The following is a 12,900-nucleotide window of genomic DNA, read 5'->3' as shown; positions in this document are numbered from 1 at the left end:
ACTCGAGCGCTTGCAACGCCAGTCGGGAGTTCGACCCACCACCGCGTGACTTCGTACTACCGTAATACTGGATTAGATCATACGGTTGTGACCGGGACTACACAAGGCACCTTGCACGCGCCACGTCACCGAGGCCAAACTGGTATCGAATGCCCTCCGGCCGCAGGTAGGCGACACAGATCCACGAGCCCAGCCGCCGCCTCCCTGCCGCGTCCTATAGGCATCTGCCCTGCTGGGCCGTAGGATCGAATGATCGTTGCACGGTATGACAATCGGAGGGATCATGCAGCAACAACAGGTACATCGCGAGGCCGCCCCGCTCCGTATGCAGGTGGTCAACCTGCTTCGGGGTGAAATCGTTGCCGTGCATTTCGAGCCCGGCGAACGGTTGATCGAGCGCACCCTGTGCGAGCGGTACGGAGTCAGTCGCACGGTGATCCGAGAGGCACTGAGGCAACTCGAGTCGGAAGGACTCGTCAACATCGTCCCCAACAGGGGGCCAGTGGTGGCCACGCTGTCGGCAGAGGAGGCACGTGGCCTCTACGAGGTGAGGGCGGTGTTGGAAGCCCTGGCGGGCCGCGATTTCGCCAATCGCGCCACCAAAGCCCAACGCGCCAGCCTCAAGGAGCGCATGAAGCGCCTGTCCGCTGCATATGCCGCAGGCGATGCCTACAAGATCGTGGCGGCCAAAGACGAGTTCGACGACGCCTTGCTCGATGGCGCCGGCAATCCGGCCATCCGGTCCACCCTCCTCGGGATCCGTGCGCGCACGAGCCTTCTCCGACGGTTGCTGATGTTCTCGGCGGAACGAAACGTTGTCGCTGAACGCGAGCTCAAGGAGATCACCCGGGCCGCCACCGCGGGCGACGCCGAGGCAGCCTGGGCCGCCTGCGAATCACACGTACAGACTGCGGCCACCCTCGCCCTGGAACTGCTGGAGCAATCTACCAACGCCGACCGAAGCGCTGTTCGCGTCGGCTCGGCCTGAGACACCGGCGCGCCGGTACAGCGGCCCCGAAATGGCGCTGTACCGGCGTTGATCACAGGCCCGGGGCCGGCGAGACAGGGAAACGTCACGTGACGCCCTCTATGGCACCCTCTGGGGCCCAGTCGGAAACACCGATCAGCCCATCACACGCACCGATGCGCGCCGTCGAGTCCAGGGCCAAATTGTATTACCGTACTCCGAGATTACGGAGTACGGTAAGATAGATGCGGGTCACACAGTCAGGTAGATTATGACCCGCGTCATTGTCTGTATTTGCGTCCATGTGAGGTGCCATGAAGCCCGCCGCGTTCGAGTACCACGCGCCGTCAACGGTCGAGGAGGTGGTGGATCTCTTGGCCGAACACGGCGACGAAGCCAAACTCCTCGCCGGCGGCCAGAGTCTGGTGCCGCTGATGTCCTTACGCCTGAGTCAGCCAGAGCACCTGATCGACATCAATGGCGTCGCCGAACTGTCGTCAGTCAACTGCACAGATGGTCGGGTGGCCATTGGCTCCATCACTCGCCAGCGTCAGGTCGAAACGTCACACGAGGTGGCACGAGTGGCACCGGTCCTGCCGGCGGCCCTACGCCATATCGGACATGCCACGATTCGCAACAGGGGAACGGTCGGCGGCAGCATTGCCCATGCAGACCCTTCCTCTGAGCTTCCGGCGATGTTGTTGGCCACCGATGGGGCCGTCATTGCTCGCAGTTCCAGCGGCAGTCGGACCATCCCGGCGGCCGACCTGTTCGAGAACTTCCTGACCACGACAATCGAACCGACCGAACTGATCACCACCGTCGTGGTTCCCTGCAGCCCGGCCAAAACCGGCTGGTCCGTGCGCGAATTCTCTAGGCGTAGCGGTGATTTCGCCATCGTCGGAGCAGTCGCCGGCATTTCACTCGACCAGGCGCACACAACCGTCACGCACGCATCCATTTCCCTGTTCGGTGTCGGTTCGAAGCCTGTACGCGCGGCGGTCGCCGAGAAGGAAATCCTCGGCCAGACGGCATCACCGAGCTTGTGGGACGACGCAGCTGCCGCGGCAGCATCCGAGATAGACCCACCGTCGGATGTCCACGGCTCTGCGGCGTATCGCCGCCAGCTCATGAAAACGGTTCTACGGCAATGCCTGACCGAAGCCTACGATCGATCGGGAGTCTCACGATGAAACGAATGCCCATTGAAGTCGTCGTCAACGGCGTTGAACGCGAGGGCTTTGTCGAGCCGCGTAGGACCCTGGCCGACTTTCTCCGAGAAGATCTCGAACTGACCGGTACCCACCTGGGCTGCGAACACGGCGTCTGCGGAGCATGCACGGTGGAGCTTGATGGCGTGCCCGTTCGTTCGTGCCTGGTGCTGGCCGTGCAGGCGGCCAACAAGTCGGTGAAGACCATCGAAGGCGTCGCGGACGGTGGCGAACTTCATCCGCTACAGAAGGCCTTCCGCGACAACCACAGTTTCCAGTGCGGTTTCTGCACGCCGGGCTTCGTCATGACTGCACTATCACTCTTGCGGGACGGGGTCGCCGAGACCGAGATTCGTGAAGAGCTCGCCGGAAACCTGTGCCGGTGTACCGGCTATCAATCGATCGTCGATGGTGTGTTGGATGCCGCTCGCCGCGTACACGAATCAGAGGGACAGGTCGCACAATGAGGTTGGTCGGAGCCAGTGTCCAGCGGGTCGAGGATGCCCGCATCCTCACGGGCAAAGGCAAATATGTCGATGATGTAAAGCTGCCGAGGATGCTGCACGCCGCATTCCTCCGAAGCCCGTTCCCACATGCTCGTGTCAACGGTATCGACGCCGAGGACGCTCGACGTGTCCGGGGCGTCGTCGCCGTGCTCACAGGTGACGACATCGCCGCGGTCACCAAGCCCTACACCGACTTTCCGGTCTTCCTCCCACCATTTCTGCACTCGCCGACGTTGCCGCTGGCGACCGATCGAGTGCGCTTCGTCGGCGATCCCGTTGCGATCGTCGTGGCCGAGAACCGCTACATTGCCGAAGACGCCATGGAGTTGATCGATGTCGACTACGACCCATTGGACGCAGTCGCCGACATGGAATCAGCCCTCGATCCGAACAGTGTGAACATCTTCGAGGACCTCGGCAGCAACGTGGCTTACCGAAAGGACACCACGTTCGGTGACGTCGACGCTGCGTTCGCGGAAGCCACCCACGTGGTGCGCGAGACACTGCGCCAGGAACGTCAGGCCAATGTGCCGATGGAGACCCGTGGGGTCGTGGCCGATTACGACGCAGGCTTGGGAAGTCTGACGTTCCATGCCTCGACTCAGTCGCCTCAGACACTTCGCACCAGTCTCGCGAATCTCCTCGATATCCCACTGGAGCGAGTCAGAGTACTGGCGCAGGACGTCGGTGGCGGTTTTGGGCTCAAGTCCGCCATCACTCGCGAAGACATCGCGATTGGAGCCGCGAGCCGGTTGCTCGGTCAGCCCGTCAAGTGGATCGAAGACCGCAACGAGCACCTGCTGGCCTCCGGACATGCGCGCGATGAGCGGATGGACGTGGAGCTGGCCCTTGCTGACGACGGGACGATTCTGGGTCTGCGCGCGACGCTCGTCATCGATCAGGGCGCCTACACATGCCTGGGCATTCCGGCGGCCCAGTTCCCCGACCTCATCCTGAAATACCTTCCCGGCCCATACCGAGTCGGAGCGCTCGCGTTCACCGGAATAGTGGTCACCACCAACAAGTGCACCGTGGTCCCCTATCGCGGCCCGTGGGAGATCGAGACCTGGGTTCGAGAGCGGATTGTCGACCTCGGCGCTCGCGCTGTCGGGCTCGATCCGACCGAATTCAGACGACGCGCGCTCTTCGATGGAGACGCCGACGATCACGGGATCACCGGATACAGCCTTGCCGGCATCACGTCGCGTCAGTCCATGGACCGCGCTTTGGAACTGGCGGAGTACAGCAAGTTCCGCGAGGAACAAGTACAGGCTCGGGCTGCGGGGCGTGCACTCGGCATCGGATTCGCCACCTATCTCGAGGCCGCGCCGGGACCAATGGGCGCCCGCGGCTATTCACCGGAGGACGCGACGGTCCGAATGGAACCCAATGGGCACGTGGTGGTCATAACGTCCCAGCAGCCGCACGGGCAGGGTCATCAGACGACGTTGGCTCAACTCGCTGCAGACGAACTCGGCGTACCGTTTGATCACGTACGCGTGATGTACGGAGACACCGACCAGACCCCGTACAACCTCATCGGCACCGGCGGTAGTCGAGCGGCAACATGGGCGAGCGGAGCGGTCGTGAAGAGCGCGCGCGTGGTGCGGCAACAGATCCTCGACACCGCCGCCGAGATGCTCGAGATCGACGCATCCGACCTCGCCATCGCGGATGGCGTTGTCGCACCGAATGGTGCTCCGGCGAGCGGGATCCCGATATCGTCAGTCGCCCACAAGGCGTACTTCAGCGACAACTCCCCGTTCTATGGTCAGGAGTGCGGGCTCGAAGCCACCGAGACCTTCACCGAGGACGGCGTCGGCGGTAGCGGCTGGTCCGGCGGCACCCACCTGTGCATCGTGGAACTCGACCTGGACACCGGAGCCGTCGACATCGTGCGCTATATCGCCGTTTCCGACTGCGGTCGGCTCATCAATCCGGCCATCGTCGAGGGCCAGATCCGCGGCGGCGTCGCCCAAGGTATCGCCGGTGTCCTCTACGAAAAAGTTCTCTACGACACCGACGGCGGCTGCCAATCGGGCACATTCATGGACTATCTGCTGCCGACGTCGGCCGAGGTCCCCCTGATCGAGATCGAACACATCGAGTCGGCGCCGACCGGCGGAATCGACCATCGCGGAATCGGCGAAGGCGGCGCGATCGTCGCACCGGCCGCCCTGACCAGCGCCATCGAGGACGCACTGGCGCACCTCGATGTACGCATCACCGAGCAGTACCTTCCGCCGGCCCGCATTCTCGAACTCGCCGGCGTCGTCGCAGCCGAACGATAACCACGACCTTCACCTCGTCATCCACCAGGAGGAACAACACATGCAACTCACCAACTCGTTCACCATCCCTGTTCCGGCACAAGTCGCATGGGAGACGCTGCTCGACCTGGAGCGAGTGGCACCTTGCCTGCCCGGAGCGAGTGTCGACCGGTTCGACGGCACTGTCTGCGACGGTCGCGTCAAGGTGAAACTCGGCCCGATCAACCTGCAGTACCGGGGCGAAATGATCATCAAAGAGCAAGACGACACCGCGCACCGCCTGACCATGCACGGAACCGGCAAGGAGATGAAGGGCTCCGGATCTGCGAACGCTCGGATCGAAGCGGTCTTGACCGAAGCGGACGGGATAACCACCGTGACCGTGGAAACCGATCTGGGACTCACAGGGCGCCCGGCCCAGTTCGGTCGCGGCATGATCGCCGACGTCAGCAACAGTCTGATCTCGACCTTCGCAGACAATCTCGCGAAGCTATTGGCTGACGATGGGGCAGCACCTTCGGCAGCTGATACCACCGATAACCCCGAATCCAGTCCGCCGGCCACAGAAACCGCCACGACATCGTCGGCGTCGACGCCGACGGCCAGTGTCCGCGCCGCTGAGGCCGAGGCCCTCGATCTCAGCTCCCTGGTGTCCGGGCGCATCAAACGACAGATCGCAGCCGGCGCAGCACTCGTTCTCGGTCTCGCCGCCGCATCGATGTGGCTACGGCGCCGCCGCACCCGGGCACACCGCTGACATCGAAGTCGGCACGCCGGAGTCCGGTACGGCGCGGCGGAACATCGTGTCGACTGGGTGATCCCCACAGTCGGCCCCGCCGCGTCGTGCCACACGGATAGACGGGTCGACCTCGAGGCGCAGGTTCATGACAGGAAAGGAGGAACGAGCGTGACGAGCGACCCGATCCTCTCCCGACTCGACTCACCCGACGCCGTCGCGGCGGTCCTGAAAATGGGCGGATACCTCAGCGACACAACGCTGTCCACGGTCGTGTGGTTGGCGCTCGACCTCCAACGCCCCCTCCTGTTGGAAGGCGAACCGGGCACCGGAAAGACCGCGCTGGCCGAAGCGCTGGCCGAGGGACTCGGAGTCGAGCTGATCCGGCTGCAGTGCTACGAAGGAATTGACTCCTCGCAGGCGCTGTACGACTGGGACTTTCCTCGTCAGATTCTTCACTTGCGTGCGCTGCAACTCAACGGCCAGGTAGTGAGCGAAGAAGCAGAAGCCAGCGTCCACAGCGAACGCTTCCTGCTCGCCCGTCCGATACTTCGAGCGTTGCAGCAGTCACCGGCAGTGTTGCTGATCGACGAAATCGACCGTGCCGACGACGAGTTCGAGGCATTCCTGCTCGAAGTGCTGTCCTCCTGGCAGGTGTCGATTCCGGAGATCGGCACGCTGACGGCTGCGACCCCGCCGATCGTGATCCTCACGTCCAATCGAACGCGGGAGCTGCATGATGCCTTGAAGCGGCGATGTCTCTACCACTGGATCGGCTATCCCGACCTCGAGCGTGAGATTCAGATCGTCCGTTCTCGCGCGCCCGGTGCGTGTTCGGAGCTGGCAGAGCAAGCAGTACGGATCGTGCAACGGCTCCGGCGCGAATCCGCGCTGGTCAAGGTTCCCGGCGTAGCCGAAACCATTGATTGGACCCAAGCACTACATCGGTTGGGCGCCACAACTGTTGACGCCGATCAGGCCGAAGCCTCCCTCGGCGCCCTGGTGAAGTACCGCGAAGACGTATCCGAGGTGCGTGGTTCCCTCGAGGAGCATGCAGCATCGTGATCGCCGAATCATCCGCTCCAACGGTCGATCACCTACTACTCACCCTGGTTCACAGACTGCGTTCGGCGGGCATGCAGGTCGCGCAGGACCGGGCGATAGCATTCGTCAAAGCCGTTTCTCGCATCGGCTTGGATCACCCTCGTGCAATCCACATCGCCGGACACGCAACGTTGTGTTCGTCGCCGGAGGACCGGGCCGTGTTCGATGACGTCGTCTCCGCGTGGTTTGCCGGACTCGACGATGACCGGCGGCCACATCAGCTGCGCGCGATACGAGATGGCGGCATGAATGCGGAACGGCACGAGGGCGACACCGACCACGTTCTGGTCCAGCGCACCGTGGTGGCGTCCTCGATCGAACGACTGCGACATCGTGATATCGCTGACCTCGACGACGACGAACGAGCCGCCTTCCGCACGATCGTGGAGCAGATCGTCCCCACTTTGCCCCGCCGCACCAGCCGGCGGTGTCGTCCTTCGCGGCGGGGAGTATTCGACGCGCGTCGCACGCTTCGCGCCGAATTGAAACACCACGGGGAGCCCGGCGAGATCAGGAGACAGCGCAGCACATCGCGTCCCCGTCGACTTCTCTTTCTGATCGACATAAGCGGCTCGATGGAACCGTACGCCGATGCCCTGTTGAGATTGGCCCACAGATACGCCTTCGCCACGTCCACCGTGGGCGTCTACACGATCGGCACACGCGTCACGAGCATCACCCGTGCGTTGCGCATTCGCGATACCGAGCGTGCCTTGGCGGCGATGGCGGAGATCGTGCCGGATTGGTCCGGCGGGACCCGCCTTGGTGAAGCGTTCGGCAGCTTCCTCGGCCAAGCCGGTGAGCGCAATCTCGCTCGTGGTGCCGTGGTGGTTGTGCTCTCCGATGGTTGGGAGCAAGGAGACTGCCATGTGCTCGGTACGCAAGCCGCGTTGATGAGTCGGCTCGCCAACCGCGTCGTGTGGGTCAATCCGCAGCGGGGCAAACCCGGGTATGAGCCTGTGCAGCGCGGCATCGTAGCCGTACTTCCGTACGTCGACGACTTTGTATCCGGCCACTCGTTGGCCGCCTTTCTGGAGTTACGCGAGGTTCTGGCGAATGCGTGAAGTTCTCCCCGAATTGCTGCGATGGTGGAAAGCCGGACACACAGTGGGTGTCGGCACGGTCGTCGCAACCTTCCGTTCTGCACCGCAACCACCCGGTGCCTCGATGGTCGTCGGTCCCGATGGCGCGGCGTTCGGTTCGGTCTCCGGAGGCTGCGTCGAGGGCGCGGTCTACGACCTCTGCACGTCAACGGCAGAAACCGGCGATCGTGTACTCGAGCGGTACGGGGTCACCGATGACGATGCGTTGGCTGTGGGTCTCACCTGCGGCGGCATCCTCGACGTCTTCGTCGACGCTGTCTCGCCGACCACCTTCCCAGAACTCGCTGATGTCGCCGCCGACCTCGGCGCAGAGCGTCCGGTGGCCGTCGCAACGGTCATCGCTCATCCCGATTCGTCGCGGGTCGGCCGTCGGCTGGTGATCCGCGAGTCAGGTGTCACGGGCACTCTGGGCTCTGCGCGGGCCGACAGTGCAGTTCACGACGACGCCATCGGTCTGCTCGCCGCGGGACACCATTCGACGTTGTCGTACGGGCCCGATGGTGAACGTCTCGGCGACGAGATGAAGGTGTTCGTGTGGGCATTCACCCCTCCTCCGCGGATGATCGTCTTCGGCGCCATCGATTTCGCGGCCGCTGTCGCGCGGGTTGGCAGCTTCTTGCGGTATCGGGTGACCGTCTGTGACGCACGGCCGGTCTTCGCGACCGCGTCGCGGTTCCCACACGCCGACGAAGTGGTGGTCGATTGGCCACACCGCTACCTCGCGGGCGAAGCAGCCGCGGGGCGTATCGACCGAAGAACCGTGCTGTGTGTGCTGACCCACGACCCGAAATTCGACGTTCCGGTACTTGACGTCGCGCTGCGCCTCACCGGCGACGCACAACCGTGCTACATCGGGGCGATGGGTTCACGACGCACTCATGCCGATCGGCTGCTCAGACTTCGAGAGGTCGGACTCGAGGCCGATCACCTCGCCCGCCTATCATCACCGATCGGCCTGGACCTCGGAGCGCGTACCGCCGAAGAGACGGCGGTGTCCGTCGCAGCCGAGATCATTGCGCATCGATGGGGAGGCAGCGGCCGGTCGCTGGCCACTACCAGCGGACGCATTCACGGTGAGACCGCCAACGACGACGGTCTTCGCAGCGAGCCGGGGAGCGCGAACGTCCCAGCTAGCGGCAGCTAGCGGACCTGAGCACGCTCGACGGTTCCACCTGCATCGGCGAGATCGTTGAAGACCCGATCGACCGCGATACGGATCGAGGGACATTCTCCAGTGGCCCAGAGGCGCCACGCATAGTCGAGGCCCGCGAGGCCGGCAGCAATCAACGGGCCTGCCGCTTCGGGCCGTTCGATTCGCTGTGCCAGCACCGGTGCGATGTTTCGCTCGTGCGTGAGGTATCGCTGCGCCAGACGAGCGCGTAGCGCCGGTGTCGTATGAATCATCCGTAAGCGAGAACGTTCGGGCTCGGAGTCCTCCCGCGCATGGGCCACTGCCTCGGTAAACATCCGATGCATCAAGCCCCAGGGACTCTCCCCGACGATGGGCGGGAGACCCTCGAGCAGAGCCCCGTAGTCGATCGACGACGCCTCCAGCGAGGCGAGAACCGCGTCTTCTTTGCATGCGAAGTAGCGAAAGAAGGTCGCGCGGGAGATGCCGGCCTCCTTGGCAGCCTCGTCCACTGTGGCCTCGTCAAAACCACGTTCGGCGAAGTACCTGCTGAGAGTATCTGCGAGCTCCGCGCGGAGTGCATCTCGTGCACGCTCGCGCACTCCGTTTGCCATGCGGCAAGGCTACCGGAGCACCAACCGATCCCGAAGCCGCTGTGCGTACGCCCATCGGTTCGCGCCGCCGGCGCCTCACACAGCGAAGCGCGGGCTGAAGGTTGGGATGCGCCACTCGCGCCTCCGCTCCCTCAGCCCGCGCCTGAACCTCTGATCGAGGCCCGGTGACAGCTTGTCGGCTACACCGTCGCCCCCTTGGGCTCCGGAACGCCGGTGCGAACTTGGTCTTCCTCCGCGTCCGCGATGTAGATCCGCGGACCCGGACGGAAGCGGATCGCGAGCGCGATCACGGCAACCGCGGCCCAGATCGCGGCCAGCAGCCAGGACACGGCCGCTGCGCCGACCGCTGCCAAGATCGTGGAGATGAGGAACGGACCGGCCACGTTGACCAGGCGTCCGAACCCGTAGGTGAACCCGGCACCCGAGGCGCGCAGCGCAGCCGGATACTCCTCTGCGGTGGTGAGGTTCGCGAGGGGAACAAAAGCTCCGAAGGTGAACATCATCATGAACGCAGCGATGCTGAGCACCACGGTCACCGACGTCGTCGCGAACACGAACGCGGCCAGGATACCGATCGCGGACACCACACACATCGCGATCCAGCGGCGGATGAACCGAGTGATGACGATCATCGAAAGCGCACCGACGGGCTGTCCGATAGTACCGAGGAACGAGATCGTGAGCAGTTGCTCGGTGGAGAACCCGCGAAGGCTGAGCATCGTCGGAAGCCACACGTTGAACGACACCGCGACGAAGATGTAGAGCGTCCACAGAGCCATCAGCAGGGATGTCGGCACAACGAGACGTCCGCGAAACAGGTCGACGTACTTGCCCGGCCGAACCTCGTCGGCCTCGTCCGTGCGTGCTGCCGACGCGGCTCCCGCCGGTGTGGGGCTCGCGGCCTGATCCAGTCGCTCCGGAGTGTACTCCGGCAGGTCATGTCCCCGTTCGAGCGCCTGCATCGCGGCTTCCGCATCGGCGTTGCGGCCGCGCGAGACGAGCCACAGAGGCGACTCCGGCATCAACTTCATCGGCAACAGGAACAGCAATCCGACCCCGCCGAAAATGAAGACCAAGCGCCAGCCGTAGTCACCGAGCGGGACCACAACCCGGGCGAACGCCGAGATCACCACAACAGACGCCGTACCGAAGAATCCGACGAACGCCGTCCGGGCGTTGCGCTGCGCGCGCGGGCTGATCTCGATCAGATACGTGATGGCCACGATGTAGAGAGCACCCAGGGCCACACCACTCAAGAACCTGAGGACGACGAAGACCGCCACGCCGTCGATAAGCGCGAAGCTCATCGTTCCGGCGGAACCGATGAACAACGACCAGCGAAGCACGCGCATGCGTCCGACCCGGTCGGCGATCCGGCCACCCAGCCAAGCTCCGACCACCGTCCCGAACAGGGTCGTGCTCACCAGGAAGGCGATGTTGTCGACCGTGAATCCGAGGTTCTCCTGAAGTGTCGGAGCGACGTACGACAGGCTCATGTCATTGGCGAAATCGAACAGCACCGCCATGCCGAGGGTCAGGACGTAGACGACCATCATCCCCTTGAAGGGCACCCGTTCAAGTCGCGCGACAATCTCGCGCTCCTTCTCCGGATCGGCTACCCCGATCGTATTCTTGCTCACATCTTCCTCCATGTTGGGTCGAAAATCCTGAATTCGAGCGGGCTACGAACCCGGTTTCGGCCTCGGCACGTCGCGAACTCTCGGGCCATCGGCCGGTGGTCACATAACTCAGAACTGGCGTCGAGGTCCTCTCAACGGTTCCTTCCCTGACGACTGACGGACGCTGCGGCCTGTGCCACTCGACTCCGTTGCTGTGGTCCAGATCACCGCCGACTGAATGACTGTATTACGGTATTCGGAACCACGCAAGGTTTGCCGGCAGATCATTCCCCGGACGGCGTCGACATGCGACGAACACGACCCGTACGTGGCATGCCGCTCAGTGCGCGAAAGTCCGCGTTCCAGAGCGCAAAGGCTTGCGATTTCTCCCCGCCGCACCGGCGATCAACCAGCCAGACGCGTGGTGGCAGGTTACGACAGGTGATGCCGGTGTCCGTTGACATTCCGGACCAGGTCGGCGCATCCGCAGGCACGCAACGAGATTGCGGCGAGGCCCGCGGTGTGCGACGACATGCGCCGGGTCCAGACCCGGCGCATGTCGAAGTGAAGGCCAACAGCAACTTTGTTTTTCGCGGATGCGCCGAGACGCCCGGCGGTGGCCAGCGACTCTGGTTGTCGCACGAACCGACGTGGCCTGTTCCATCCCGCGCGACGTGCTGATGTCGCTTACCCCCGGTATGGGGACCACGGTGCGCCGGCTTGGGCACGAGGAAGAGGGCGACTAGGAAAGAGGCCACCCGGATCGCCGGCGACCGATCACCGGCGTGGGAGAACCCTCGGTGGTGTCTTCGCCGCACCGGTTCGAAATGATGTGAAACCTGTTGCGGCTCAGTCTAATAAATTCATTCCACAGTCGAGTGGTGGCCGGCTCGAGCACTATCGGGCACGTCGGATTCGTAGCCGGCACCGCTCGGGCGCCACCCCGCAAGACAGGTCCGAGGGCGACGCGCAAAAGCCAAGGCGCGCGACCGCGCCGCGCGCCTTGAACGAGTGGCGAATGGCCAGATCACCGATGTCAGCGAGCTGGAACGGTCACAGCCAGGGGCCGAGATCAGGTGCGTCGTCGAGGCCACTGGGCCGGCCGGTCAGCCAGGCGACGCGCTGCGGCAGATCCGCTTCGACATCAGGCACCTCACCGCGTTTGCGGATCACGTCCTCGCTGAGAGCATGCAGGAACGCCTCTGGCAGCTCCGCGAACTCGGCGCCGAGGCGCAGGTCAACCGAGTGCACGTACACCTCTCGTGCGCGCATCCACGGGATCTCAGTGGCGCGAACCACCCGGCCTTGCGCCGTGGTCACTTCTGCGGACCATTGGCTTTCCGACAGGCCACCCATCATGCCGCCGAGCTTGCTTGCAGCGGCATGAGCCCACCTGTTGAGCTCGGGCCCCGAGAGGGTGGCTCCTTGCTCGATCGACGCCGCGCGTTCCTCGGCACTCGAATACATCGGCGTGACCTCACCGGTGGCAGCCCAGTGAACGAGATTGCACAGGGCATCTGCATTGGCCGCGACGTGAGCGACCAAGTGGCGTCGGGTCCAGTTGGGAAGCGCGCTTGCACTGTCGAATTTTGACTCGCTCAGACCGTCCGTCAAGCCGAGGAACAAGTCGGTACCGTCGTC

Annotated in this window: 11 protein-coding genes; 8 read left to right on the top strand and 3 right to left on the bottom strand. The window is 64.0% G+C overall.

Annotation, left to right across the window (positions count from 1 at the left end):
* The first annotated feature begins 283 nt into the window (after positions 1-283).
* The 8 genes from NWF22_RS15115 (at position 284) to NWF22_RS15075 (ending at position 9,041) form a co-directional block, all read left to right on the top strand.
* Entirely contained in the window at positions 284-988 is a 705-nt protein-coding gene (locus NWF22_RS15115; RefSeq protein WP_160903575.1) for a GntR family transcriptional regulator, read from the top strand.
* A 293-nt stretch (positions 989-1,281) separates the two neighbouring features.
* Complete coding sequence (locus tag NWF22_RS15110) at positions 1,282-2,160, top strand: FAD binding domain-containing protein (protein WP_160903576.1); 879 nt, start codon at positions 1,282-1,284, stop codon at positions 2,158-2,160.
* Positions 2,157-2,645, top strand: coding sequence for a (2Fe-2S)-binding protein (locus NWF22_RS15105; protein WP_202398903.1), 489 nt, complete (start codon positions 2,157-2,159; stop codon positions 2,643-2,645). Before NWF22_RS15110 ends, NWF22_RS15105 begins: the two co-directional genes overlap by 4 nt.
* Positions 2,642-4,975 carry a xanthine dehydrogenase family protein molybdopterin-binding subunit gene (locus NWF22_RS15100; protein WP_160903577.1) on the top strand — a complete coding sequence of 778 codons (2,334 nt, stop codon included), beginning with the start codon at positions 2,642-2,644 and terminating at the stop codon, positions 4,973-4,975. The genes NWF22_RS15105 and NWF22_RS15100 overlap by 4 nt, the downstream gene beginning before the upstream one ends.
* A gap of 40 nt (positions 4,976-5,015) precedes the next feature.
* Positions 5,016-5,711 carry an SRPBCC family protein gene (locus NWF22_RS15095; RefSeq protein ID WP_160903578.1) on the top strand — a complete coding sequence of 232 codons (696 nt, stop codon included), beginning with the start codon at positions 5,016-5,018 and terminating at the stop codon, positions 5,709-5,711.
* A 213-nt stretch (positions 5,712-5,924) separates the two neighbouring features.
* Positions 5,925-6,755, top strand: coding sequence for an AAA family ATPase (locus NWF22_RS15090; RefSeq protein WP_160903735.1), 831 nt, complete (start codon positions 5,925-5,927; stop codon positions 6,753-6,755).
* A 71-nt stretch (positions 6,756-6,826) separates the two neighbouring features.
* The gene (locus NWF22_RS15080; RefSeq protein WP_160903736.1) at positions 6,827-7,858 is read left to right on the top strand and encodes a VWA domain-containing protein; all 1,032 of its coding nucleotides are present in this window, start codon (positions 6,827-6,829) and stop codon (positions 7,856-7,858) included.
* Positions 7,851-9,041 (top strand): XdhC family protein, encoded by a 1,191-nt coding sequence (locus NWF22_RS15075; protein ID WP_160903579.1) that lies wholly within the window; start codon positions 7,851-7,853, stop codon positions 9,039-9,041. The genes NWF22_RS15080 and NWF22_RS15075 overlap by 8 nt, the downstream gene beginning before the upstream one ends.
* Here the strand turns inward: NWF22_RS15075 and NWF22_RS24500 are convergent.
* The 3 genes from NWF22_RS24500 to NWF22_RS15055 form a co-directional block, all read right to left on the bottom strand.
* Positions 9,038-9,640 carry a TetR family transcriptional regulator gene (locus tag NWF22_RS24500; RefSeq protein ID WP_160903580.1) on the bottom strand — a complete coding sequence of 201 codons (603 nt, stop codon included), beginning with the start codon at positions 9,638-9,640 and terminating at the stop codon, positions 9,038-9,040. The genes NWF22_RS15075 and NWF22_RS24500 overlap by 4 nt on opposite strands.
* Positions 9,641-9,819: 179 nt before the next feature.
* A complete protein-coding gene (locus NWF22_RS15060; RefSeq protein WP_160903581.1) occupies positions 9,820-11,280 on the bottom strand; it encodes an MFS transporter in 1,461 nt (486 codons plus the stop codon).
* A 1,032-nt stretch (positions 11,281-12,312) separates the two neighbouring features.
* Entirely contained in the window at positions 12,313-12,885 is a 573-nt protein-coding gene (locus NWF22_RS15055) for a maleylpyruvate isomerase family mycothiol-dependent enzyme (RefSeq protein WP_233751604.1), read from the bottom strand.
* Positions 12,886-12,900 lie beyond the last annotated feature (15 nt).

The organism is Gordonia mangrovi, from assembly GCF_024734075.1.
Classification (GTDB): domain Bacteria; phylum Actinomycetota; class Actinomycetes; order Mycobacteriales; family Mycobacteriaceae; genus Gordonia; species Gordonia mangrovi.
Note: the sequence above shows the minus strand (reverse complement) of the source record. Positions and strands in the feature narration are given on the sequence as shown.

Excerpts from the sequence above, each read along its gene's own strand:
- NWF22_RS15105 (WP_202398903.1), top strand. The coding sequence starts at position 2,157 with ATGAAACGAATGCCCATTGAAGTCGTCGTCAACGGCGTTGAACGCGAG.
- NWF22_RS15115 (WP_160903575.1), top strand. The coding sequence starts at position 284 with ATGCAGCAACAACAGGTACATCGCGAGGCCGCCCCGCTCCGTATGCAG.
- NWF22_RS15110 (WP_160903576.1), top strand. The coding sequence starts at position 1,282 with ATGAAGCCCGCCGCGTTCGAGTACCACGCGCCGTCAACGGTCGAGGAG.
- NWF22_RS15100 (WP_160903577.1), top strand. The coding sequence starts at position 2,642 with ATGAGGTTGGTCGGAGCCAGTGTCCAGCGGGTCGAGGATGCCCGCATC.
- NWF22_RS24500 (WP_160903580.1), bottom strand. The coding sequence starts at position 9,640 with ATGGCAAACGGAGTGCGCGAGCGTGCACGAGATGCACTCCGCGCGGAG.
- NWF22_RS15080 (WP_160903736.1), top strand. The coding sequence starts at position 6,827 with ATGCAGGTCGCGCAGGACCGGGCGATAGCATTCGTCAAAGCCGTTTCT.
- NWF22_RS15090 (WP_160903735.1), top strand. The coding sequence starts at position 5,925 with ATGGGCGGATACCTCAGCGACACAACGCTGTCCACGGTCGTGTGGTTG.
- NWF22_RS15075 (WP_160903579.1), top strand. The coding sequence starts at position 7,851 with ATGCGTGAAGTTCTCCCCGAATTGCTGCGATGGTGGAAAGCCGGACAC.
- NWF22_RS15095 (WP_160903578.1), top strand. The coding sequence starts at position 5,016 with ATGCAACTCACCAACTCGTTCACCATCCCTGTTCCGGCACAAGTCGCA.